The organism is Chitinophaga sp. RAB17, assembly GCF_052114225.1.
Taxonomy (GTDB): Bacteria; Bacteroidota; Bacteroidia; order Chitinophagales; family Chitinophagaceae; genus Chitinophaga.
The window spans coordinates 185416-211311 of sequence record NZ_JBFREI010000011.1 but is presented as its reverse complement, the minus strand read 5'-3'; the positions used below and the strand labels follow the sequence as shown (position 1 = coordinate 211311).

The following is a 25896-nucleotide window of genomic DNA, read 5'->3' as shown; positions in this document are numbered from 1 at the left end:
ATGTTAAAATTACTCCAGCAAAAATCGAAAGCGTTCTTCTGGCTGTTGGCCTTACTGGGGTTAATCAACAGTATATGGAGCAGTACCTTGTTATTATTGATTAATAACAAGATCACCAATACACCTTTACCGTTTGGTGGAGGATATGACTGGCAGATGTATTGTGTCCTCATCGTATTGGCTTTTGTTACCGCCAGGTTTTTTCAGTCGTATATGATCCGGCTCACCTACAATCTGGGCAATGATCTGGGCCTGTCTATATTCAATAAACTGCGATTCACCAATTACGAAGAATACATGAAGCTGGGTGATGAAAAAGTTCGTACATCCGTTGCGGATGTAACCACCTTGCAGCGCTTCCCACAGGCATTTATAGAGACCTTTAATGCCGTAGTAATGGTGGTGATAGGTGTACTCTATCTTTTTTATATCAACCTGGCCGGCGCTGCACTGATTACCCTTATCCTTGGGATGCTGGCAGGTATTTATTATTACCGCAACCTGGCAGTGCATCGTGATATGACCACAGTTAGAGACCTGGCCAATGTGTATCAGCAGAATGTAAACGACTTTCTCCGTGGTTTCCGGGAAATCAAGATGAGCACCCTGCGCAGTGATAATATTTATCATGAACACATCACCGTCAACAGAGGCAAGGCAAAGGATCTTACCGTGAAAACCCTCATCCGGCATATGGGCAATGAGTTGATGGGTAGCTATGTTTGGTACCTGATGATCGGTATTATTCTCTTTCTGCTGCCAGCTTTGTTGCATACCACTACTGGCGCCAACAGCAACTTTATTGTAACACTGTTATATCTCATGGGGCCGATGGGGATTATCATCACAGAAATACGTGAATTCACCCTGATGCACATCGCGGTAAAGCGACTGGAAGAATTTGATAAAATTATCAGTGCTTCCAAAACCATTGCGTTGGGACATGGCCGTGTAGGGAATACAGAAAAGTCTTTCCGCAGCATTCGTTTTGAAAACGTGATATATGAATATTATGATGAGATCAGGTCAGAAACATTCCGGCTGCAGCCATTGAACCTGGAAATCAACAGCGGGGAAAGCATTTTCATTACCGGTGGTAATGGCAGTGGTAAAAGCACTTTCGTGCATTTGCTTACCGGCTTGTTTATGCCGAAATCCGGCAACATTTATTTCAACGATGTACGTGTTACCCCGGAAACCTACCCCTGGTACCGTGATCAGATGGTAGCCATTTACACAGATCATTGTCTGTTTACGGAAAACTACGACAACTATAAACTGGACCGTAGCAATGAAAGACTGATGCACCTGCTGGATAAAATGCGTCTGACCGATATCGTGACTTTTAATGAAGGTAAAAATGTGATTAAAGCCACGTTGTCCAAAGGTCAGCAGAAACGGTTAGCACTGATATATGCGCTGCTGGAAGAAAAAGACATCATTGTGCTGGATGAGTGGGCGGCTGAACAGGACCCTGTTTTCCGCGCCTACTTCTATAAAGTGCTGGTGCCGGAAATGAAAATGATGGGTAAAACAGTGATCGCAGTATCACATGATGATGCCTATTTCGATTATGCAGAAAGACTGTTGCGTTTTGACTACGGGCGTGTGCAGAGTGATGTGAAACAGCCGGTGATGACAGCATAGCGGCATCTATTTTATTGTTGACCAATAACAAACGTTTTTATGGATCAGAGTACGGCATTTTTTCACAACTACGTAAAAGAGAACGCACGCAATAAACGGCTGGTGGTACAACCCCGTATGGGCTTCAGTGATAAGACAAAAATGCGTCATGGTTTACAGGAAGTGAAGCAGCTGGACGCACCAACCATAGGCACTATTACACTGGATAGTTTTACCCGCAGTGGTGATTTTCGTAGTGCCGCCAAAGCAGTGGAAGAAGGAATGATGTTGAACGGTTATCCCATTGTAAGTTATCCGCAGAAAGAAAATGAACAATTGATAGCTGGCTTGCGGGAGCCGGGTTTCCCGGTGCAGATCAGGCATGGTAGCCCGTTGCCGGTGGAGATCTTCAAAGCAACCATCTCCGCGGGCATTGATGCGATTGAAGGCGGCCCCGTTTCCTATTGTTTTCCTTATGGCCGTATTCCATTGGCGCGCAGCCTGGAAGCATGGCGTACCTGTTGCCGTTTGTTTGCTGATGCCAGCGATGATCCCTGGCATATAGAAAGTTTTGGAGGATGTATGATGGGGCAACTATGTCCGCCTGCTATCCTGATTGCCATCACCGTGGCGGAAGCCATCTTTATGATCCGTAATGGGGTGAAATCCTATTCTCTTAGCCTGGCGCAGGGCACACATACATCGCAGGATGTGGCAGCATTGCATGCACTACGGCTGTTGGGTGTCAAATACCTTGGCCCGCAAAGTGACTGGCATATTGTGTTTTATACGTTCATGGGGAAATTTCCGCAGTCATACCACGGCTCAAAAGCACTGATTGAAGAAAGTGCCCACGCAGCGGTGAAAGGCGGTGCAGAAAGATTGATTGTTAAAACCGTAAAAGAAGCACATCAGATACCATTGATAGAAGACAACCTCGATTCACTGGGCTGGTGTCATCAGGCGGCTACTGCAGAACGGATAACGCCCAGTCAGCATGCTGGTGTGGAAGAGTGGACTACGCAGATTTATGAAGAGGCCGACTTCCTCATAGACCTGTTGCTTAACCTGGATAGCAACCTGGAAAAGAGCATGGCCAAGGCATTTAAAATGGGTTACTGGGATGTTCCTTATTGTCTGCATCCGGATAACCGCCGCCTCACCAGTGCGCAGCTGGACGAAGCGGGATATGTATACTGGTCAGATCCGGGTAAAATTCCTTTTCCTCCGCATATCCGCAACAATGCGGTGAAGCGGAAAAAGAAACTTTCTTCCGGTGAATTGTTACACATGCTGTCCTTCAATCAACAAAAGTATGATGGGCTGTATGTGCCGCAGGAGCAGCTATACACGCCCTGAATCCTATTTTTTTTATGAGTAGAAATATTATCCTGTTTATAAAATAACATCACATGAAGCCTATTGCATTATTAACAACCATTCCATCGGATTCCCATAACTGGAACCTGGTTTTTATACAGCTTTTTTTACAGGAAAACGGCTTTGAAGTCGTGAACCTGGGGCCCAGCGTTCCCTATGATTTGTTGCTGGATGCCTGTGTGCAGCATCAACCGGATCTGCTCATCGTTTCCACTATTAACGGTCACGGCTATATCGAAGGAAAGGAACTGATCAAACGGGTGAGAGCCCTCGATATTATGAAAGAGAGGCCAGTGTTTATAGGTGGTAAGCTCAGCACAGATGCCAACATGTCTTATCTGTATGCCGTAGAGCTGGAGCAGGCTGGCTATAGCAAAGCTTACTGCAGTGATCAGGACATGCAGCATTTCAAAACACAGCTACAGCTTATTTCGCAGAAAGCGGCTGTCAGCAGAGAGGTACAATAATATCCGCTTTTATAAAGTATAGGAAGATGAAAATAAACCTGATCACACTGCCTTATGCAGGCGGCAACAAATATGCATATAACACACTGAAGCCCTTTCTGCATAATAGCATTGCGGTTGTGCCGGTAGAACTGCCTGGCCGCGGACAGCGCATGGCGCAACCACTGCTGGAAGATATTCACCGCATGGCAGACGACCTGTTATTGCAGGTAAGCGGATATACAGATAAAGATTATATACTGTATGGGCACTCTATGGGAGGCATACTCGGTAATTTGTTGCTGCATCGCCTGAAGGAAGCAGGGATGAGGTTGCCGCTTCATTTTTTTGTGACAGGTTGCGCCAGCCCCAAATCCAATCACCTGCGTACTATCCGCCATCGTTTACCGGATAATGGGTTAAAGGAAGAATTGCGGATACTGGGTGGTTTGCCGGAAGAGGTATTAAGTAACGATGACCTCATGGAATTTTTCCTGCCCATCATCCGGGTAGACATGAAGGCATTGGAACTTTACCAGTATCAGCCGCTGGGACGTTATGAAGTACCGCTGACCGTTATCTGCGGCACCGAGGAACCTATTTCAGATGAAATGGCCGCCGGTTGGGCAGATGAGTCTGTGTATCCACCCAACATCCTGCGCATGAAAGGGAACCATTTTTTCATCCTCCATCATTTTGAAACATTGGCGGAGTTGATTAATAAAGAAATAAAAGGAGCTGTTTACTTATGATCACGTATTCCTTTTTTTTGTACACCCAACAGTTGAATCCACATCTGTATGATACGCTGCTGCAATGTGTCCCGGAGCAGATGCGCCCTGTAATAGGGGCCTATCATCGCTGGGAGGACCGGCAGAATCATCTCTTTGGGAAGCTATTACTGAGGGACCTGCTTTGCCAGGAAGGATATGATCCTGATTCACTGGAGCGGATATACGCAAATCCATATGGTAAACTTTTCCTGGATGACAGCATCGATTTTAATATTTCGCATTCAGGCAATCTGGTGATGGTGGCGGTATCACGTTGCGGGCGTGTAGGCGTGGACGTAGAAAAGAAGGGATGTCTGCAACCGGAAGATATTGCCGCTGCACTTCGGCCGGATGAACTGAAACAGCTGAAAAACAAGCCTGCAAACGAGGCATTGTATCAGCTGTGGATCAAAAAGGAAAGCCTGGTGAAAGCGAAAGGAGCAGGGCTTTCCATAGACCTGAATACCATACACCTGTATGCGGATCGTGGTATCCTTAACACCGGAAATGGTCTTGAAACATGGTATTATCAGTCATTACCTGTGCATGCAGAATATGTGGCCATACTGTGTACAGAAAGCCAGCGGCCACTATTGCAGTATGCACCCGCAGAAGATATGATAGACAGGGCTATCAGGTATGCGGGAATAAATATGCCGGAAATACACCTTTTTGGCTGAACATAAATGTGTCTATCTCGAACAAATAATAATCATCTTAATAAAAAATAATGAAAGCCTTATTTATTGCTGCATTGGCAGTTTTGTTAACCGGAACCTCTTTTAATGCCTGGTCACAGGAAGTCACGGGAAAGCTTGTTGGGAGCGTAAAGGACGACGCCCGGCAGCCCGTCATTGCAGCTACGGTAGTGCTGCGGAAGGTAGCTGATTCTTCGCTGGTAAAGGCTGCCTTATCCGATACTGCAGGTGTTTATACCTTCGAACAGATCGTATACGGCGATTATTTTATTACGATCAGCAGTATTGGTTATCAGCAGGCAGTATTGCAACCGGTGAAAGTAGCCGGCCCGCTGCTGGAGTTACAACCGGGAATATTAGGTACCGGGTCCAAAACATTAAAAGGTGTAACGGTAACGGGCAAACGCGCATTAATTGAGCAGTATGCCGATCGCACTGTGGTGAATGTAGAAGGAGTGGTGTCTGCTGCCGGCGGCTCCGCTATGGACGTGCTGGAAAAATCGCCCGGTGTGGCAGTAGATAAACAGGGAAACATCACCATCCGGGGAAAGCAGGGGATAAAGGTATTTATTGACGGAAGGGCTACATATGTCACCGGCGCCGACCTCGCAGGCATGCTCCGTAATATGCAGGCAAGTCAGCTGGATCAGGTAGAAATCATCTCCAATCCTTCGGCAAAATATGATGCTGCCGGCAACGGCGTGATTAATATCCGCACCAAAAAGACCAATAACAAAGGTTTTAATGGCAGTATCGCCCTGGCTTATCTGCAGGGACGTTATCCCGGTACCACGCAAAACCTCAATTTCAATTATCGTATTGGCCGCATTAACCTCTTTGGGAATGGAGGCTACAGCTATCGCAAAGGCTTTGAGGATATTTACATCTTGCGCAACTTCCGGACAGAAGCCAACGGTGGCATCAAAACCATCTATGACCAACACTCTTTTACACGTAGTACCAATCAAAGTCTGAATGGTAAGCTTGGACTGGATTACGATGTTTCCGACCGCACCACACTGGGAGTGGCCGTAAGTGGTTTCCACAATCCATCCCGTTCAACAACAGATAACAACACGCTGCTTAAAGGAGGAGATAATAAAGTACAAACACAGATAGTGGCGCCTGCCGATATGGATGGTAAGTGGAATAATACGGAAGTAGACTTGTCTCTCAAACATCGTTTTGACTCCAGTGACCATGAATTACAAATCGATGCAAGTTACCTGCAATATAATACGGCCAGTTTGCAGCATTTCAATAACAACTATTTCGATGCGGAAGGAAAACCTACAGGAACGCCTACACGGTTTATGACGGATATGCCCGGGGAAATTCGTATTTACACCGCCAAAGCAGATTACTCCGTGCCTGCCGGTAAAAATGGTAAAATAGAAGCCGGTGCGAAGTTTAGCTACGTAAACACGGATAACAACGCCATGTACTCCGATCGTATAAATGATAAATGGGTCGGCAATGACTCTCTCAGCAATCATTTTTTGTATAAAGAATACGTGTATGCCGGCTATCTGAATTACCGGAAAACTATCAGGGACTGGGAATTCCAGGCGGGCGTGCGCGCAGAGCAGATGCAGATGAAAGGCCAGCAGCTGAATGGAGGTGGTTCATTTGACCGTAACTATCTGCAATGGTTTCCCTCTGCTATGCTGGCTTATACGCTCAACGAAAAAAATAAATTTAGTCTTAACTACAGCCGCCGCATTGAAAGGCCGGATTACCTCAGCCTGAATCCTTTCCGTTTTTATGTGGATCAATATACCTATACGGAAGGTAATCCTTACCTGTTGCCTCAATACAGCAACAACATAGAGTTGAGTCATATATTCATGGATGGCGCACTCACCACCACTTTGCTTTACAATAAAACAACGGACGTAATACAGGAAATTGTACAGCAGCGTACTGCTACCAATGAAACCTTTATCCGTCCGGAGAATATCAGCACCCGCACCATTGCAGGTGTGAACACCAATCTGCAGTTGCCGTTGAGCGATAAATTAACCACCGTGGTATACCTGGAACTCAATCATTATAAATATGATGGCACCATTAACAATGCACCTTTTTCGCTCTCTAATAATACCTTTTCAGGGCAGCTGAGACAACAGGTGAAGTTAACAGATACCTGGATGGTGGAACTGGCGGGTATGTATACTTCCAGTGTGATTGATGGTACCTTTATTCAACGGCCGGCAGGTACTTTCAGCATAGGTGTGCAAAAAGACCTGTTGCACAAAATGGCTACCCTGCGCCTCACCGGTGTGGATCTTTTTAAATGGTACAAGTACGAAGCCTCCAGCCGTTACCAGAATGTAGATGTATACGCATTAAACCGCTGGCAAACGCAGGCACTGCGGCTAATCTTTACCTATCGCTTTCGCAGTGGGGCTAAGTTGACGGAACGCAGTACGGAAAATACCGCTTCCCCTGAAAAGGAAAGGGTGAAGATCAAGGAAAAATAAGCGAATCAGTTATATCGGTTGTTCACAAGTAGTAAGCCCTGCGTTTAACGCGGGGCTTACTGTTTTTTGAAAGGGTTTATACAAAGAGCCTTTTTGGCCAGGGAAACTTACCCCCGTCACATGTAGGAAGACATATCCCAAAGTACAACATTCAAATAATATGGACGGCTGATCTGTAGAGAATTGTCTTTTGGGTATGCGTTATTATTGTGTTGCATATGCATATTTCAGTCAAACGATTGACTAAGGTTTTGTGGCAAATGTTTAAAATAAACGCCTACATTTATCACATCTGTACCATACGAATATTTTTTATAAACAAACGGACCCATGATGAAAAGCCCTATTGGTAAACCTTTGCCGTAGCATAACGATATCAGCATCTTTAATAACCATAACATATATTTTATGAAAACACTAAACAGACACCTGTTGCTGGCTTCCGTCGTGATCAGCAGTATTACAGGGTGTACGTCAAAAGAAATGTTGCAAACGCCTGCGCGTCCCGGTGCCGCAGATCTGCAGAAAAAAATAACAGCAGCAGCCATAGATTACCGGCAGGAAATGAGAAACTTTGTTATCGGGATTAGTCAGTATGCCAAAGCAAGAAACACACAATTTGCCATCATCCCACAAAACGGGCAAGACCTCGTTACTACCGATGGAGAATCTACCGGACCTCTTGCCACTGCTTATGTACAGGCCATCGATGCAGTAGGCCGGGAAGATCTTTTGTTCGGCTACACCGGCGATAACAAGCCAACACCCACTGCGGATAAAAACTGGATGCAGGGATTTCTGAACAGGATTAAAACGACCAAAAAAGTATTGGTAACGGATTATTGCAATGGGAGTGTAAATATGGGCAAGTCGTACACGACTAATAACGCCAACGGCTATATTTCTTTTGCAGCAGACCATCGAGGCCTGGATAATATTCCGTCTTATCCGGCTACACCATATGGTGTAAACAATACGGATATCAATAACATTATGCTGGCAAAGAATTTTCTTTACATCATTGATCCGGGAAAGTATGCGAGCAAGAATGCGTTTATTACAGCTGTCAGTGCCACCAATTATGATCTGATCATCATGGATCTTTTTTTCGACAGCACAACTATATTCACCGCGGCAGACATAGACCTGCTTAAACATAAAGCCAACGGGGGGAAACGTTTGGTGGTGAGTTATATGTCAATAGGAGAGGTAGAAAACTACCGCTACTATTGGAAAACCGGCTGGAAAGTAGGCAACCCTCCGTTTATCAGTGCAGAAGACCCCGATTGGGCAGGCAATTTTTACGCGGAATACTGGAACAAAGACTGGCAGAATATTATTTACGGTAATAGCACTTCTTACGTACAGAAAATTATTGACAGCCATTTCGACGGCGCCTACCTGGATTTGATTGATGCGTTTGAGTATTTTGAAAACAGGTAAACAAACGGTAATAAATTTTATGAAACCGTGGGGGTAATATCTTTTAATGGTGTCGTATAGGTGATACACAGGATTGTTCATCACCGAACCCACCATCATATTATGAAATATCTGACCATAGCGTTTTTAGCAATTGTGCTTTTTGCCTGCCGTAATGATCACACGCCAGTGCCTGATACCACGGTAGAAGGATTTGAAGCCGGCTCTTTTGAAGAAGCCAACATTGATAAGCGTAAAATCATTAGCCTGGAACAGGAGATCAGCGGCGGCAAATTTAATACGCATAGTATCCTGATTTTACGACACAATAAACTGATATACGAACATTACTTTCCGGGTGAGGATGCTGTATTTCCAATACCGGTGGGCAAAGTAGCGCATACCAGGGATAGCTTGCATGATTGCCGGAGTGTAACTAAAAGTATTGTATCGTCTTGCATCGCCATTGCAGTCGGGCAAGGGAAGATCAGGAGTATCAACGACTCCATTTTCCATTATTTTCCGGCATATAAAAAGTATGCTACCGGAACCCGGGGAGGGATGACTATCAAAGACCTGCTCACGATGAGTGCCGGTTTGGAATGGAATGAACATACACCCTACACGGATCCGGAGAATGGAGAACGACAATTGATGGCGGCAGCAGATGTGGTAGATTTTGTACTGAGCCGGAATAGTGTGGCTACACCAGGTACTGTTTTTAATTACAACGGAGGATGTACACAGCTCCTGGCGCAGCTGATACAAAAGGTAACGGGAATGCCTGTTCATCTTTTTGCAAAAAAGTACTTGTTTGAACCAATGGGTATTAAGGACTTTAACTGGGCAGTAAGAGACGACAGCACTGTATGGGCGCCATCAGGTTTGCGCATGCGTCCAATTGATATGTTGAAGATCGGACGTTTGTACATGCAGCAGGGGCGTTGGAATAATCAACAGCTGATAGCGGCGGATTGGATCAGTGAGGCCATGAAATGGCAGCTCAATACCAGCGATATACCGGAAGGATATGGTTACCAGTTCTGGTGTGCCAAACCAGCGATCGCAGGCCAGTCAGCCCCCATTACGCTGGCAGAAGGAAACGGTGGACAGATTATCTGTATGGTGCCCGCACTTGATATGGAAGTGGTGCTTACTGCCGGAAATTATAATGAAGATGGGGAAGGTTCTTATGATGTGTTGCTGAAATATATATTTACTGCGGTAAAGAAATAGCTACGGCAGGTTGAATGACATATCAACATCCTGCAGCCGAAGGCCCTGTCTACACGTATTCACTTTTGGAGATAGGTGTAGATAGGGCGCTTTGGTTTTAATGCGTGACTGATTTTAACCCCGCGATTTTTTCAAATACCCGGGCAATCACTTCTGCACCCGGATCCGGAATATTTTTTAATACTTCTTCAGAAAGATAAGAGGAGCGACCAAATTTTGTATGAATAATATGTTTCGTATCATCGGCTCCTTTGCGTGCCTGTTGAGCTGCAGTGCTGATGCTTTCCCCGGCAGCCAGTGCTTCAAAAGCAGGTTGCAGTGCATCAATCATGGTTCTGTCGCCCGCCTGAGCGCCGCCATAATCTTTTACTTTCTGAAGGCCGGCCAGCAATGCTGCGCCGAGATCGGGCTGGCTGGCATATGTATTACCGGCGGCAGTAAACAAAATGGATAGCAGTACTCCGCTGGAGCCGCCTGCTTCCCTGGCGAGAATACGACCTATCGTCTGTAATAGTTTCCCGGTATCGTTCAATGGTAACTGTGAAATGTTAGATAACAGGCGTTTGCCGGTGAGTGCAAAAGTAGATCCGGCATCACCATCACCAACTTTGGCATCGAGGTCATTGATTTCTTTTTCGATGGCTACCAGCAGACTACCTGTGGAGGTAATAATTTCCTGTACACGGCTATTATCCGAAGGTTCGAATGGCAGAGTGGCCGGCAGTGATGGTGCGGCAATACTGGCCGGCTTTTTAAATGCCTGTAACTGCCAGGCAGCAGGCGTTGCCGGCGCCAGTAAGGCTTTTTCAATCACCTCGTTTAGTTGAAGTAAAGACACGGAAAATCCGCTCATATTAATGGACGACATTAACGCGGCAGGACCGATCATGTAATCTACTTTATCACCTAAGGACGTTTTTCGGAAGGCATTCACCAGCACGCTCATTTCAACAGGGCTTACGCTACCCATGTTATTAAAAAGCAGGGCGTATCTGTTGTTTGTTTCCGGCAAACTGGCGGCCAGTGTATCTACGGCAATGGCCATGAGTTGATCTGCTTTATCGTATGCAATCACTTTGATACCGGGTTCTCCATGAATGCCCAAACCTAATTCCACCTGTTCATCGTTGAGACGGGAGATAGTTTGCTGGCCTAAGTGCCGGCATTCTGTAAGCGATAAACCAATAGATGCAGTGCGATCAATCACCTGTTGTGCGATGTCCGCAATTTCATCGAGTGACTTTCCTTCTTCTGCCAGTTGCCCCGCTACTTTGTGGACAAACAGGGTACCTGCCACACCACGTTTTTTTACATCAGGTCCCAGTGCCACGTCATCATCTACCGTCACGGTTCTTACTTCATGTCCCAGGGCGCGGGCCTGTTCGGCAGCCAAACCAAAATTAAGCCGGTCTCCGGTATAGTTTTTTATGATTAGTAAACAGCCTTTAGGACCTGTTGCAGCGAGGATGGCAGATAATACAGCATCTACGCTCGGGGAGGCAAAAATATCGCCGCATACGGCGGCTGTCAGCATACCTTTTCCTACAAAGCCGGCATGGGCAGGTTCATGCCCCGAACCTCCACCGGAAATGACAGCTACTTTCGATTTATCCCAGTCTTTACGTATTACTACCCTGATAGCAGGAAAGCTATCTAATTTCGCCAGATCCGGATTCGTCAATAATCCATCTATTGCTTCATTCACGATCTGATCTACTTCATTGATGAAAAATTTCATAGCGCCAATTTTCTACAAGATACCGAAATGATCATTATGCCCCTGCCGCCAATACATCTTCCAAAGTATAATAAACCGGTAGTCCACGTTCCTGCGCGATGCGTACATCCTCATCCGCTCCTTTGGAGGCGCCTGTTATTCTTAATACTGCATCACATTTTGTAATCAGGCGGCCCGCAACAGGATATAGGATTTCTTCATACACCGCATCACCGGGATGCGTGGATCCTCCTGCTCTCAGCAGCGGTAAGGCAAACCACTCCCCGATAACAGGAATATGTCCTGCCCGGAATATAGGCAGCGCCATCTCTTCCAGTTTTCTTAAATTCTGTTCCATTAAAACAGGATCATCGTTGGTGCCTGAACGATAGGGGCCTGCAATTAAAATAGTCAGCATCTGTTTCATATCATGATGTTTTTTAAATGATCATTTATGATCGTTTGTGATTAGTATTGATCAAGTTAGTATTTATTTCCAATTTCCCGGAAAATAATAAAATGAGGTAAGCCGGTATGCAAAAGCATAGCATGCCAGGCAATGGTGCTCCGCAAAAAATTGGATATCTTACAGATAGTTTAATAAAGCACATTTTATGGAAGTAGGAATCGACAGCTTTGCAGCTACAAATGCAAAAGACACCGCATTGGATGCGGCAGGTAATATGAATGAAATGGCCAATTTACTGGCAAGGATAGAAGCCGCCGACAAGGCAGGTTTACATGTATTTGGTATAGGAGAACATCATCGTAAAGAGTTCCTGGATTCAGCGCCCACCATGATATTGGCGGCGGCAGCTACCCGCACCAAACAAATCCGCCTCACGAGTGCGGTAACGGTTTTAAGTGCCGCCGATCCGGTAAGGGTTTTCCAGAATTTTGCTACACTCGACATTATTTCCCGCGGGCGTGCAGAAGTAGTGGCAGGCCGTGGCTCCTTCGTAGAAGCTTATCCGCTGTTTGGTTATAACCTGGAAGATTATGATGCACTGTTTATAGAAAAGCTGGACTTGTTGCTGCACATCAGAGACCATGAAGTGGTAAAGTGGAAAGGCAAATTCCGGGCGGCGCTGAACAACGTAGCCATTTATCCGCGGCCGGTTCAGGATCCTTTGCCGGTTTGGCTGGGAGTGGGCGGTACGCCACAATCATTTGTGCGCGCGGGTACACTCGGACTACCACTCATGGTGGCCATCATCGGAGGAGAAACACATCGTTTCAGGCCATTGATAGATCTGTATCGTGAAGCCGGCGCCAAAGCCGGACATGCCCCGGAAAAGTTAAAGGTAGGTCTCCACTCATTGGGATATGTAGCCGATACTACACAACAGGCAGTAGAAGATTATTTCCCAGGCTACGCCGAAACATTCACCAGGATTGGAAAAGAGAGGGGATGGCCTCCGGTTACCAGGGCTCAGTTCGATGCTCAGGCAGGCGCCCGTGGCGCTTTATTAATCGGCAGCCCGGAAGAAGTAGCCGAAAAAATAAAACGCCATAGCGAAGCCCTGGGGGGTATTTCAAGAGTGACTTTTCAAATGGATAACGCAGGTCTTTCTCACGAAAAATTAATAAACGCCATTGAATTAATCGGTAAACGTATTATTCCGGCATTACAGTAATCGGTGCTGTAGGAGCCGCTTTTCAAACATACCCCTATATGGATAATAACCAGATGTCCGTTGATGTATTCAATAAACGAGCGGACCTGTACCAGGAAAAATTCATGAATGTAGCGTTGTATCACGATACATTCGATTTGTTTTGTAACAGCATCCCGCGAAAACAGGCCGATGTGTTAGAAGTGGCCTGTGGACCTGGCAATATCACAAAGTACCTCTTGGAAAAGCGGCCAGACTTTAATATCACCGGCACTGATCTGGCGCCTGATATGATCCGGTTGGCTGCATTGAATAATCCGGAGGCGAATTTTCAGCTAATGGATGCCAGGGATATCGGCAAAATCAACCGGACTTATGATGCCATCCTATGTGGTTTTGGTTTTCCTTATTTGTCAAAGGAAGAAGTCATCACATTTATTGCAGCTGCCGCCGGATTACTATCTGCCACTGGCGTACTTTATATCAGTACCATGGAAGATGATTACAGTAAATCCGGTATTAAGAGATCTGTCAGTACCGGTGACACTACCTATACTTATTATCATCAGGCGGATTATTTAACGGCGGCACTGACCGAAAACAATTTCCATTTGATATCGCTTACGCGTAAAGTATATCCGGGCGCTGATGGCACGCCTACGACAGATCTGGTTATCATAGCAGGGAAATAATGCGCTTGCTTCTTTTAAAAATACAGGAATAAATGCTGCTTAGATCAATTATACTATCCGGCGCTATACAGGGATGCTTTCTCATACTGCTGTTGAATGCCAAAAGAAGGAATTCAACAACCGATTGGCTGTTAATGGGCTGGTTAGGGATCACAGCTTTGCAATTATTATTCTATTATGATAACCTCTCTGTATACCCTGTAGCTCCTGAATACCTGCAATTATTGGGGTTTTCACTTCCGTTGCTGAGTGCACCGGTGCTTTATCTGTACATTTATTCCCTGGCTTTCGGGCCTGCATTTAAATGGCGGCGAACCTGGGCGCATATATTGTCTTATGTGTTATTCAACGTGGTGATTGCGGGGTTGGTGAGCACGCATCCGGATAATGTGCATGCGGCAAATGGGTTCCTGCATTTTGGAATAAGTGTGCCCGGTTGGCTGGCGGGAGCTTTAAATATATTGCTGGCCATTGTTCCGGGAACCTATGCTATATTGAGTTTGCGGGTATTGCTGTTGTATCAGCGATCCTTACCGGATAGCTATTCCTATACGGAAGAAGTAAATCTGAACTGGCTGAAGTGGGTGGTGATCTCATTACTTATAGAGTTTGTGGTGTTATTTCTCCTCATTAGGTTTGGTGTGGATACGGGGCTGCTGACTTATTCTTATTTGTTTGCCGTGGTTGGAAGTGTACTGGCGGCATACATTTTCTTTATCGGTTATTTTGGCTTGCGGCAGACCGTGATTTTTACAAATATACCGGAAGCTGCCGTGACCAGTGCTGCGCCCAGTTATAAAAACTCCGGTTTGAATGAAACGATGGCAGCCGGGCTGTTTGATAAACTGAAACAGCATATGGACGAGCACAAACCTTATTTAGAAGAAGACCTGAGTCTGGCGACCCTGGCAGACCAATTAGAAATGACCACCAACCAGCTGTCGCAGGTGATCAATCAGCGGGCGGCCGTCAACTTTTTCACCTTCATCAACAGTTATCGGGTGGCTGCCGTCAAAGCGCGGTTAAAGGATCCTGCTTACGCACATTACGCTATTATTGACATCGGATATGATTGCGGGTTCCGGTCAAAATCGTCATTTAATAAAATTTTTAAGGAGATGGTGGGCATCACACCGTCTCAATACCAGAAATCCTGAAAACCCCGTATCTACTGGTCCGTCCCTACCTTGCAGGACTCCGGAGCGGGTTAAAAATCTTTCATTTGTATCATCTCCTCATTAAAAAAAGATGACGATGGAAGTATTACACCAGGCCAATATTTTGGTGCATATCGGGAGCGGTACAGCCGCCTTATTAACGGGTATCATGACATTAATTGTCAGAAAGGGAAGCCGGTTTCACCGGCGATTGGGAAAAGTATTCCTGATGCTTTTAGTGATCGTGATCATCACTGGTTTGCTGGGCGTCTTCGTTTTTGGCAGAAATACATTTTTGTTGTTGGTCACGGTACTAAGCGGGTATATGGGTTTTTCGGGTTACCGTGTTTTACAAACTAAATCCAACCGGCCGAAGTTATTGGATGTAGGTATTGCGTTGCTGGCGGTAGCAACAGTAATATATGTGCTGTATTATTTCAGGTTCTTGGGCATGATATGGGCGCCGGTAGTGATGTACAGCAGTGTAGGATACCTGGTTTTTATAGTGTCCTGGGATTTTGCCCGGTACCTGATCCCTACCGCTGCGTATACCAGTGCTAACATATGGTTGTACGAGCATATACTAAAAATGGTCAGCGCTTTCAGTGGATTGCTGTCTGCTTTTTCCGGTACTGTTTTATCGCAATACCAGCCACATAGCCAGTACCTGCCTTCGCTATTATGCTTCCTGGTAGCCATCGGGTTTATGGTGAGCAATTATAGAAAGAAGTCAGCAGTGATATGAAATTATTATTTCACCGTGTTATTTTAATCCGTTGATAAATAAAGGGATGGCAGGCTAGCCATCTCTTTATTTAATTTTGTGAGCGTGTATCGTTTGATTATAAAAGGAGCTTAGTGTTATTATGGGCTATAAGCGGGTGCCTCCAAAGGGCATCCGCTTATACCTTGTGGAGCCGGAATGATGTTACGGCAAATCTACTACACCTACTTTAGCGGCCCATGCATTATAATCCTGTTGCAGCTCGGCTACTTTGGCCGGATTTTTTGGGGCGATATTATGTGTTTCGGATCGGTCTTTTTCCATATCATACAATTCCCATGCATCCCCTTTTTCGGCTACCAGTTTCCATTTTCCTTTCCTCACAGCGCGACTGCCCTCATGTTCCCAACACAGCGTGGCATGGTCTTTAAATGGTTTATTGTGAAAGGCGTTGTAAAGAGATGTACCCGGTAATGGGGTAAGTTTTTTCTGATGGAAGGAAGCTGGATACGGGATCCCGGCTGCACTTAAACAGGTAGGCATAATATCTATCACATGCGCCACCTGGTGGTTGACGCTACCTGCTTTAATCACACCAGGAAAGTAAGCAATGAAAGGAGTGGAGATGCCACCTTCATGCGTATTTTTTTTAAATCCCCGGAAAGGCGTATTACTCACCGTTCCCCAGGGAATTTCATAGCTGTCGATAGACGCTACAGAACCGGGCGTACCGGATTGCTGGATTACGTAGTCCCAGTTTTTCACATCATCAGCGCTGCCGCCATTGTCAGACAGAAAAAGAATGAGTGTGTTATCGTCCTGGTGAAGAGCTTTCAGTTTATCGAGTAGTCTACCTATTTCCCTGTCCATGCGGTCTATCATGGCGGCATAAATGGCCATCCTGGTATCCTGTCTGTCTTTCTCTGCATCGGATAAGGTATTCCATGCCGGTATCTTCATTGGTTTGGAAGAGAGTAGCCACTCTTTTTTTATCAGTCCGGTAGCGATCAGCTTTTCGTACCTGCTTTGTCGTAAGCTATCCCAGCCACTTACGTATTTTCCTTTGTAGCGGGCAATGTCTTCCGGCAGGGCCTGTATCGGCCAGTGTGGCGCATTGTAGGCTAGATAGAGAAAGAATGGATTCGATTTGTTTTTTTGTTCTTCCAGTGCTTCCACCGCAAAGTTGGTAATCGCCTGTGTTAAGTAAAGAGAAGTATCTTCTCTGACTACTTCTTTATTATTCAACAGGAAGGTTACTTTTCTACCATCGTTATACAAAGGCTTTGAATTAAAATAATTGCTCCCATTGTTCTGCAGCGTGAATGATTTGTCGAAGCCCCGGTTGCCTGCCCATGCAGCAGGTACGAGTCCTACATGCCATTTACCGGAGATGATAGTGGTATAACCAGCCGTTTGCAGTAATTCGGCAATGGTAGCGCAGCTGTCGTTCAGATAGCCCTGGTAAGCAGGATAGCCTCTGTCCTGTACCATATCGCCTACACCTGCCTGATGGGGATATAAGCCTGTCAACAAAGCCGCTCTGGAAGGGCAGCACCTGCCTGCATTATAAAACTGGTTCATCACTAAGCCACCTTTAGCCAGCTGGTCGAGGTGAGGGGTATGGATTTCCGAGCCAAAGCAACCCAGATCAGAAAAGCCCATGTCATCCGCCAGTATGACAATGATATTGGGTTTCTTTTGCGCATGAATGGACGCTGAAGCCAGCAGCAGGCTTGTCGAAAAAAGGGCGAACGTTTTAATTCTTTTAATGATGTTGTCCATCTGCATTTTAAATATATTTATCTCCGCTGCATTTTACTAAAAGCTAAAAGCTAATGGCTAATAGCTAACATTACTATTCTACTAAATTAGTAGAGTAATAGGAATAAAACAACTCCTTTCGGAAAACAGGTGATCTTTTGTTACCTTGAAGCCCTAACAACCAAAATAAAGCGTATATCCTGGCATTATTAGCAGATGGGGTGGGTAAGGGTGATATGATTTAATATTATAACTTGCAGCCTGTTATCAGATCGATGTGCCCTTTAGTGTTCCACCATGAATATTTGCTCACATAAAGCCCTTCTCATTTTTGGGGCAGTGATATTTTTTTTCGCAGGCAATTGTTTACCTGCCAGATCGCAGGGCCTGGTCTTCTCTTCCTTTGAGCAGGTACAGGAAAAAAGGACATCGCTCATGCTGCATGGCAATGAACCGCTTTGTCTGGATGGCAGCTTTGGCTTATCGTTTAACTTTACCTTTTTCCCCGATCGCAGTGTTTATTATGGATACCTGGTGAGATTGATTAACAATCATCAGCAGCATATAGATCTCATCTACAATCATAAAGACAGGAAATTCAATATTATTTTCGGTGATACCTTTGCTCATCTTGATTTTCAACTGGACAGCGCCGCGCTATTCCATCGCTGGAACAGCTGTTCCCTGCAGTATGATCAGCAGGTACTGTCGCTGACGGTGAATGGGAAGTCTTGTGGAAGTACGAAAATAAATCTGGAAGATCAGTGTCTCCGGATTTTTTTTGGTGCCTGTCAGCTGCATAATTTTAAAACCACGGATCTCCCACCCATGCAGTTAAAGGAGGTGTCGTTGTTTAAAGACAAGCAGCTGTTTGCTTACTGGCCACTGAATGAGCTGAGCGGAAAAACTGCGGTAGACAGTGTCCATGGCAAAGTAGCCACTGTCAGTAATCCGGTATGGGGTACGCCGTTGCATCAGCAATGGCAACTGTTACAGGTACTAACGGTGAAGGGTAATGGTAGTTATACTTTTGATCCTTCGGAAGAAGAAGTACACGCCGTAGCTATCGACAGCATCTATCATTTTCTCCTGCGTGATAAGGTAATGCGGTCCGAAGCGCTTATCAGACCCGTATATCTTTCCGCCGGATTTCAGTCTATCTACCATCCCGGTGATCGTATCTTATACAGTATTCATATCGACCAGCGGCAGCTGTCGGGCTATATGCCAGGCAACCGCAACTGGGATATGTCATTTGATTCAGTAGACATCACCGAATACTGGCAAACGAATAAGTTTATTAACAGCAGTGAAAACGCCTTATATATTCTGGGCGGTTACGGACAGCTGAAATATAAAAATCTGGTACAGCGCTATGGATTTGCCACCCGAAAATGGGAGATCATGAATGTGCAGCAAACAGATTACAAGCCAAGATACCTGGCAGCACTGGGTGTGTCGCATGGAGGCGATACCGCGTATATCCTTGGTGGTTATGGCAGCGGTACCGGAGAACAGATGCTCAATCCTACCTACTATTACGACCTGCTGCAATTTGATGTGAAAAGTAAAAGTATTAGGAAGCTGTTCAATTTACGGGAACCCGCGGAACCATTTGTCTTCGCGTCTTCTATGGTCATCGATACCACTGATCATAGTTACTACGCCCTGATGTTTCCAAACGATCGGTTTAAATCACGGCTGCAACTGATCAAAGGTTCGCTGTTACACCCGGAGTATCAGCTGGCCGCCGATACTATTCCCTATGCATTCCTGGACAACCGCTCCGGGGCAGATTTGTTCTATTGCCCTCGCAGCAACCAGTTAGTAGCCGTAACGCAGATAACAGACAGAGATAAGTCCACTGAAATAAGGATCTACTCCCTGGCCTTTCCTCCCGGACAGTTGTCATTGACGCCTGTGGGTAATAAAGCAGGTATGGAGATGAAATGGTGGCTGTTACTCCTGGCCGCCACCAGTGTGGTGGGAATGATCATATATTATATGTATAAGCGGAAGCCACAAAGAAAAGTGATACCTGTTGTCGTAAAAGAAGAAGCGTCTGTGGTACAGGTACCGGTGCAGGCACCGGTAGTCACTGCTGCTCCCACAGAAGGATGGCCCGACCGGTCAGAGAATAAAGCCAGCTTGTTGTTATTCGGTGAATTCCAGGTGATCGACAAAGACAAAAATTCGTTGACACATTTGTTTTCGCCCCTGCTCAAAGAAATGTTCCTGTTGATTCTCATACATACTGAATGGTCAGGTAAGGGCATCTCTTCCGAAAAATTATATGAGCTGCTCTGGCATGATAAGTCGGAGAGGGATGCGCGGAACAACCGCTCTGTTAACATGGTGAAACTAAAAGGCATACTGGAAAAGTTGGGCAGCGGGGTAATTCTACGGGAAGAGGGCAGGTGGAAAATGCAATACGATCCGGCATTGCTGTGGATAGACCTCGCCGATTTCAGCTGGCTGGTAAAGTCGGGGGCACTGGGACCGGAACGTTTAGCTGCGTTATTGAAAATAGTCAAAGAAGGTACCTTTCTGTATCGCACAGAATACGCGTGGCTGGAAGATATTAAATCTGAGATTTCCTCGAAAGCACTGGATGTACTATTGATGGCGATAGATGAGTTACCCGCCACCACATCTCCGGAAACTTATATAGAAATAGCGAATGCCATTTTCGTTTTTGATCCTATCCATGAAGTAGCCCTCCGGGTAAAATGTAAAAGTCTCGTTCAGCAGGGCCGCCTTTCTCTTGCCCGGTCTGTTTACGAAAAGTTCTGCAAAGATTACCTCCATATGTATGGGGAAGCATTTGTTTTGAACTTCCAGGAAATCATCTCCTGATCCTCCTTTTTTCTTCTTTTTGAAAAAAAATCTACCGATTAACGGCGTATTAATACGATCGTTAATGGATTTATTAGCGTGTAGATCATTGATTTGCAGTATAATTTATTTTTTTTCAGCGATGCGCTTAGTTACTGTATTCCACGATCTGAAAGATGTCCTTTCCTAACCATCTTTTCATGGTAGCAACCGTTTTTTCTGAAAAAGTTCCACGATTCCCGTTTCTTTTTTAAACCATTAATTATCAATCAATGATGAAATTCTGCTTGCCAGTCTTGCTCTTGTTCTGTTGTACGCAGGCAATGGCGCAGCGAACCCTTATCAGGGGGAAGGCTACTGATGACAAAAACAATCCCCTACCTGGTGTTAGTATTATGGTCAAAGATACCCGCAATGGCGTGGCCACATCTGAAGACGGTACTTTCGCCATTTATGTCAATGAGCCACAGAAAACTATTTTACGGGCAACCATGACGGGTTATGAAAGCCAGGAAATTACCCTTAACGGGAAAACTGCCGTACAGTTTTCGTTAAGGACATCCGCTATTAATTTAAAAAATGTGATTGTATCCGGTGCACTTGGTTTGAACCGGCAAAAAAAATCAATCGGTTATTCCTCACAATCCGTCAACCCGGATAACCTTACGGAAGCCAGGGACCTGAACATCGTAAACGGTTTAGCCGGTAAAGTGGCAGGCTTGCAGGTGACTACCAACGGGCAGCCGGGATCTTCCAGCAGGGTGGTGATCCGCGGGGAAAACTCGATGACCCAGAACAACCAGCCATTGTGGGTAGTGGATGGGGTACCCATTAACAATGATATGGGTGAAAATTCGGCGGATGATAAACTGGATTTTGGAAATGGCGCTGCCGATCTGAATCCGGATGATGTGGAATCCATCACGGTGCTACAGGGACCTAACGCTGCGGCCCTTTATGGGTCAAGAGCAGCCAATGGGGCTATCCTCGTAGTGACTAAAAAAGGTAAGATAGAAGACGCCAACCTGGGTATCGCAATTAATCAAAATACGATCGTCAATAGCATCACGCAGTTTCCCGCCTATCAGAATGTATATGGGGAAGGGGGCAATGGCTTCCTGGTGGGAAATGGCAACAACATTGTGCCGGGTACAGGTGCGGTGCGCATGGGTACCAATGGCGCTACCTGGGGCATGCCTATGTTAGGACAACCTTACAACGACTTTAACGGTAAGCCCATACCTGGTGGCTACTCGCCTCAACCCAGCAATGTGACCTCCTTTTATAAACCCAGTGTCACCAATGCTTCCGGTATTGCTATCAGCAAGGCCGATGCGCTTTCTGCTTTCCGTTTGTCTTACACTTTTACCAACAGCGATGATGTATTGAAGAACCAGAATATTATCAGGCGGCACAACCTGGCATTGACCGCCAGCCGTAAACTGGGAAATATCATCAACATTGATACAAGAATAACGTATACCAACCAGGGCACTAAGAACCGTACCTATCGCAACCTGGACGCATCGAGTCCTATGTCGGCCTACGTGTATATGCCCCGCAGCTTAAATATCGATGCACTTACGCCGTGGGCAGATGCGAATGGCAACTCTGTTACCTATGGCTCAGTGAACAATACGGAAAATCCTATGTGGATGTTATATGAAAATCAGAATGAAGATACCCGCAACAGGATTCTGGGAGGTATAACGGCTACGGCTAAACTGACCAGTCACCTGAGTTTCCGTTTGCAGGCATCTACTGATATCGCTTTTGCCAGCTTTTATCAGTATAAGGAACTGGGTGGACTGAAAACACCATTGGGATATTATTCCAATTCTTCTCAGAACAACCAGATGTGGGATTACCAGGGAATGTTCATGTATAATAATAAGCTAAGTAAATCCATTACGTTGACAGCCAACGCCGGCGCGGAATACGTGACTACCAATAATCTTAACAGAGGCGCAAATATTTCTTCCTTGTTGGTACATGATATGCCGAGTATTCAAAACAGTAACGCGTTTCCCTTTGCTTTTGAATCCAATGTGCGGTCTAATGTACAATCGATTTACGGTAGCGCTACGGTTGGATTCAGGGACTTCCTGTTTTTCGATGTTACTGCCCGCAACGACTGGTCTTCTACCTTGCCGGTAGCCAACAGTTCTTTTTTCTATCCATCCCTGAGCGGCAGTTTTATTTTCTCCAACTTCTTACCTAAAACAAGTATCCTGAATTATGGTAAGCTGAGAGCTTCTGTTGCCCAGGTAGGTAATGCAGCACCGCCACAGTCACTGATCACTACTTACTCCTACGGTGGCTTGTTTCAGGGCTTTCCTTACCTGAGCTATGGCTCCGGCAACCAGCTGAATAACAACGCACTGAAACCGGAAAAAACATTCTCCCGCGAAGCGGGTGTGGAGTTGGCTTTCTTTCAAAGCCGGTTACAGGTAACCACCAACGTATATCAGTCTAACACCACTAATCAGATCATCAAAGCGCAGATCCCTACAGAAACAGGTTTTTCTACGCGTGTAATGAACGCTGGTGAAATGAGGAACAGAGGTGTGGAAGTATCTGTAAATGCGGTAGCGTTGCAAACGAAGAAATTGCGTTGGAATGTATTGGCCAACTGGTCAATGAATCGTAATACCGTGCTTTCCCTGGCGCCGGGTATTAATAAACTGGCCCTCGGCACCACACTGGGTGCTACTGTCAATGCTATTGTGGGGCAGCCTTACGGACAACTGACAGGTAATGCCCCTTATAAAAGCCACGATACTATCCTGGTGAATCCTTCCAATGGCAGAACGATTGCAGATCCGAATGTACTATTGGGTAATTTCCATCCTGACTGGATTGGATCATTGGGATCCAGCTTTAAATATGGCGCGTTCGATTTATCGTTTTTGTTTACGGTGAAATGGGGTGGCATCCTTTATTCTGCTTCCTATGGCCGCGCCAATTTTGCGGGCAATACTATCGCCAGTTTGTATGGCAGGGATGAGTGGCTGATGAGCAATGTCATACTGGGAGAGAACGACCAGGAACGTATGGGCGTAGGACAGGCCACCAGTACAGGTAACACTGCTTACCAGGATGCGGACAGACCCAAAGGCGCCAGGTATACCGAAGCTTATTTTCCTTTGGTAGATAAACAGGGAAAATATATCCTCGATAAAGATGGTCGTATGCAACCAGGTGTAAAAAGCAGTATCTGGATGAATCCCACCACCTACAATTCGGATATGGTGGTAAACAATACGCCTGCCATTACTTATAACGCTTCCAACATTAAACTCAGTGAGCTGATATTCGGCTATACTATTCCGTCCGGGATTATAAAGGGCACGCCTTTTAAAAGCACGCGCCTGGCCTTTGTAGGCCGAAACCTGTGGACACTTTTTAAACATACGCCGCAGGGTATAGATCCGGAAGCCGCTAATACAACGGGTAATGCCCAGGGTATTGAGTCTGGTGGATCTTTCCCGTATGCGATTTATGGATTTGACCTGAAAGTAACTTTTTAAATGAGTAACATGAAAGCAGCCGTTATATTTTCTTTTATCGTGATGATGTGTTGGGGGTGTACAAAAGATTTTACCCGTCTCAACACCGATCCTACACAGTTTACAAAAGCCACACCGGAAGCAGGCATTCTGGCGGCCGTAAAAAACCTGAATACCCAGATGGCGAATCACAATACCAGCAAGTACTGGGATCTTGGCCATTTGCTTTGCCAGCAAAGTAACCGGTATGACGTAACGGACGCCGGTTTATGGCAAACCATGTACCAGGGCGTACTTGGGAATCTGCAACAGATAGAGCTGAATTATGGAAACGATTCTGCCTTTAATAACCGGGTGCAGATAGCCCGGATAGTGAAAGCCTATGCGTATTCCATCCTGGCAGGTAACTATGGCCCGGTGCCATTAACACAGGCCAATGATCCCGAACATCTTTCCGCTATTGGATTCGATGGTGAAGATGCCGTATACAGTTATGTGCTGACCACCTTAAAAGATGCAGCAGGTAAAATAAAACCTGCCGGTGATAAAATGGCCTATGACGTTATTTACAACGGTAACCTGCAGAACTGGGTGAAGTTCGCAAATACGCTGCGGTTAAAGATAGCGCTGCAGTGCATGAAAAATCTGGGTAGTGCAGCCACGGATCATATCAGGGAGGTGATGTCATCAGAAGCGGCTACCATCAGTAACGAAATGGAAACCGCGAAGATGAGTTTTGAAAACGTGAATGGAAATGAAAATCCTTACTTCGTAAAGTATATCAAAGGCAATGGCTACTTTCCTTATAATCCCACTGCTACGGGGCAGGCGCCCAAGCTGAGCGAATATATGCTCACCCTTTTCAGGTCGTACAGTGATCCGAGATTATCTGTTTATTATGATACAGTACCATTGGCCAATCGCTTTTTGCTAACAGACACCCTGACGAGTGACCTGGACGATTCATTGCGGGTGGTAACTTATCCCGTGCCTTACCTTGGACAGCCTAAAGCAGGTACGAAGCTGGCCGGCTGGACCAATCTTGCCGGACTTGCCGATGTGGTAGGTGGTGCCGACATCAAGGCTTATTCAAATGCTAATCCGATCATCTTTCAGCCGAACCGGCCCTTTATTATGTTGTCTTTTTCCGAGTCACTTTTCCTGAAAGCCGAAGCGGCCAAACTGGGCTATGGTTGGGCAATGGCGCCGGAGCAATATTACTATGCCGGTATCGATGCCAACTTTGCTTACTGGGGAATCAACAGCGCCTTGCGGGATGCTTACAAAGCAAGAGATGGTATTAAGTGGGGCACCAGAGGGAAAGGATTTAATAATTACCTGAGCCTTGTCAACACCGATATTCCGCAGGATGATAACTACAAAATATGGACGCAGCGCTGGCTGAATTACTTCCCTGACGGCGGCTTTGACTGCTGGGCCCTGGAACGCAGAACATGGGTGTTCAACCTGCCACCACATACCAATCCCGGTGGAAATGCCACCTACTCGCCTAATCCAACGTATTCCGATATTCCTGGCAGAATGTCTTACCCGGTATCTGTGGTGAATCTTAATCCTGTTGGTTACCAGAGCGCATTACAAGCCTTGGGTACTGCCCGTGTAGATGATTACGACATTTACCAGGAGCTGCATTTTGCAAAACATCGTGAAATTCCTGACTGGGCCAGCGCAAATGCTACCTACGATTATGCTTTCCTGCGGAAATGGTATGGTACCACTATTCAGTCGCTGGACGCAGCTGCCGCTGCCAACGGTTTCAGATATAGTGTTTCCCTGACTTATCGCCCATAAAACAATGTA

At 45.8% G+C, this 25896-nt stretch carries 18 protein-coding genes; 15 read left to right on the top strand and 3 right to left on the bottom strand.

From position 1 onward, the window contains the following. The 8 genes from AB4Z08_RS28680 to AB4Z08_RS28645 all read left to right on the top strand — a co-directional run bounded on the left by AB4Z08_RS28680 (position 1) and on the right by AB4Z08_RS28645 (position 10064). A complete protein-coding gene (locus AB4Z08_RS28680; RefSeq protein ID WP_441577226.1) occupies positions 1–1647 on the top strand; it encodes a cyclic peptide export ABC transporter in 1647 nt (548 codons plus the stop codon). 39 nt (positions 1648–1686) lie between these two features. Next, complete coding sequence (locus AB4Z08_RS28675; RefSeq protein WP_441577225.1) at positions 1687–2985, top strand: hypothetical protein; 1299 nt, start codon at positions 1687–1689, stop codon at positions 2983–2985. A gap of 53 nt (positions 2986–3038) precedes the next feature. Next, the gene (locus AB4Z08_RS28670; protein ID WP_441577224.1) at positions 3039–3473 is read left to right on the top strand and encodes a cobalamin B12-binding domain-containing protein; all 435 of its coding nucleotides are present in this window, start codon (positions 3039–3041) and stop codon (positions 3471–3473) included. A gap of 26 nt (positions 3474–3499) precedes the next feature. Continuing rightward, positions 3500–4204 (top strand): thioesterase II family protein, encoded by a 705-nt coding sequence (locus tag AB4Z08_RS28665; protein ID WP_441577223.1) that lies wholly within the window; start codon positions 3500–3502, stop codon positions 4202–4204. Then, positions 4201–4905: a 4'-phosphopantetheinyl transferase family protein gene (locus AB4Z08_RS28660; protein ID WP_441577222.1), complete on the top strand. Its 705-nt coding sequence runs from the start codon at positions 4201–4203 to the stop codon at positions 4903–4905. The genes AB4Z08_RS28665 and AB4Z08_RS28660 overlap by 4 nt, the downstream gene beginning before the upstream one ends. 50 nt (positions 4906–4955) lie before the next feature. Further along, positions 4956–7406, top strand: coding sequence for a TonB-dependent receptor domain-containing protein (locus AB4Z08_RS28655; RefSeq protein ID WP_441577221.1), 2451 nt, complete (start codon positions 4956–4958; stop codon positions 7404–7406). Positions 7407–7814: 408 nt separating this feature from the next. After that, positions 7815–8849: an endo alpha-1,4 polygalactosaminidase gene (locus tag AB4Z08_RS28650; RefSeq protein ID WP_441577220.1), complete on the top strand. Its 1035-nt coding sequence runs from the start codon at positions 7815–7817 to the stop codon at positions 8847–8849. A gap of 102 nt (positions 8850–8951) precedes the next feature. Continuing rightward, entirely contained in the window at positions 8952–10064 is a 1113-nt protein-coding gene (locus AB4Z08_RS28645; protein ID WP_441577219.1) for a serine hydrolase domain-containing protein, read from the top strand. 97 nt (positions 10065–10161) lie between these two features. On the opposite strand, the gene AB4Z08_RS28640 is transcribed toward AB4Z08_RS28645, so the two are convergent. Both AB4Z08_RS28640 and AB4Z08_RS28635 read right to left on the bottom strand, forming a co-directional pair. Beyond that, positions 10162–11802, bottom strand: coding sequence for a dihydroxyacetone kinase subunit DhaK (locus tag AB4Z08_RS28640; RefSeq protein ID WP_441577218.1), 1641 nt, complete (start codon positions 11800–11802; stop codon positions 10162–10164). 34 nt (positions 11803–11836) lie between these two features. Further along, positions 11837–12208, bottom strand: coding sequence for a hypothetical protein (locus AB4Z08_RS28635; RefSeq protein WP_441577217.1), 372 nt, complete (start codon positions 12206–12208; stop codon positions 11837–11839). A 187-nt stretch (positions 12209–12395) separates the two neighbouring features. Here AB4Z08_RS28635 and AB4Z08_RS28630 point away from each other — a divergent pair, with 187 nt between their 5' ends. From AB4Z08_RS28630 to AB4Z08_RS28615, 4 genes are all read left to right on the top strand, one after another. Further along, a complete protein-coding gene (locus AB4Z08_RS28630; protein WP_441577216.1) occupies positions 12396–13418 on the top strand; it encodes an LLM class flavin-dependent oxidoreductase in 1023 nt (340 codons plus the stop codon). Between the two features lie 38 nt (positions 13419–13456). After that, positions 13457–14089 (top strand): class I SAM-dependent DNA methyltransferase, encoded by a 633-nt coding sequence (locus AB4Z08_RS28625; RefSeq protein WP_441577215.1) that lies wholly within the window; start codon positions 13457–13459, stop codon positions 14087–14089. A 32-nt stretch (positions 14090–14121) separates the two neighbouring features. Next, positions 14122–15246, top strand: coding sequence for a helix-turn-helix domain-containing protein (locus tag AB4Z08_RS28620; protein ID WP_441577214.1), 1125 nt, complete (start codon positions 14122–14124; stop codon positions 15244–15246). A gap of 97 nt (positions 15247–15343) precedes the next feature. Further along, complete coding sequence (locus tag AB4Z08_RS28615; protein WP_441577213.1) at positions 15344–15991, top strand: hypothetical protein; 648 nt, start codon at positions 15344–15346, stop codon at positions 15989–15991. 183 nt (positions 15992–16174) lie between these two features. On the opposite strand, the gene AB4Z08_RS28610 is transcribed toward AB4Z08_RS28615, so the two are convergent. After that, positions 16175–17752, bottom strand: coding sequence for an arylsulfatase (locus tag AB4Z08_RS28610; protein WP_441577212.1), 1578 nt, complete (start codon positions 17750–17752; stop codon positions 16175–16177). Positions 17753–18070: 318 nt separating this feature from the next. Between AB4Z08_RS28610 and AB4Z08_RS28605 the strand changes: the two genes are divergently transcribed. The 3 genes from AB4Z08_RS28605 to AB4Z08_RS28595 all read left to right on the top strand — a co-directional run bounded on the left by AB4Z08_RS28605 (position 18071) and on the right by AB4Z08_RS28595 (position 25887). Further along, positions 18071–20587 (top strand): hypothetical protein, encoded by a 2517-nt coding sequence (locus tag AB4Z08_RS28605; RefSeq protein WP_441577211.1) that lies wholly within the window; start codon positions 18071–18073, stop codon positions 20585–20587. 251 nt (positions 20588–20838) lie between these two features. Further along, positions 20839–24096, top strand: coding sequence for a SusC/RagA family TonB-linked outer membrane protein (locus AB4Z08_RS28600; RefSeq protein ID WP_441577210.1), 3258 nt, complete (start codon positions 20839–20841; stop codon positions 24094–24096). A 9-nt stretch (positions 24097–24105) separates the two neighbouring features. Next, the gene (locus AB4Z08_RS28595) at positions 24106–25887 is read left to right on the top strand and encodes a SusD/RagB family nutrient-binding outer membrane lipoprotein (RefSeq protein WP_441577209.1); all 1782 of its coding nucleotides are present in this window, start codon (positions 24106–24108) and stop codon (positions 25885–25887) included. Positions 25888–25896: the final 9 nt, after the last annotated feature.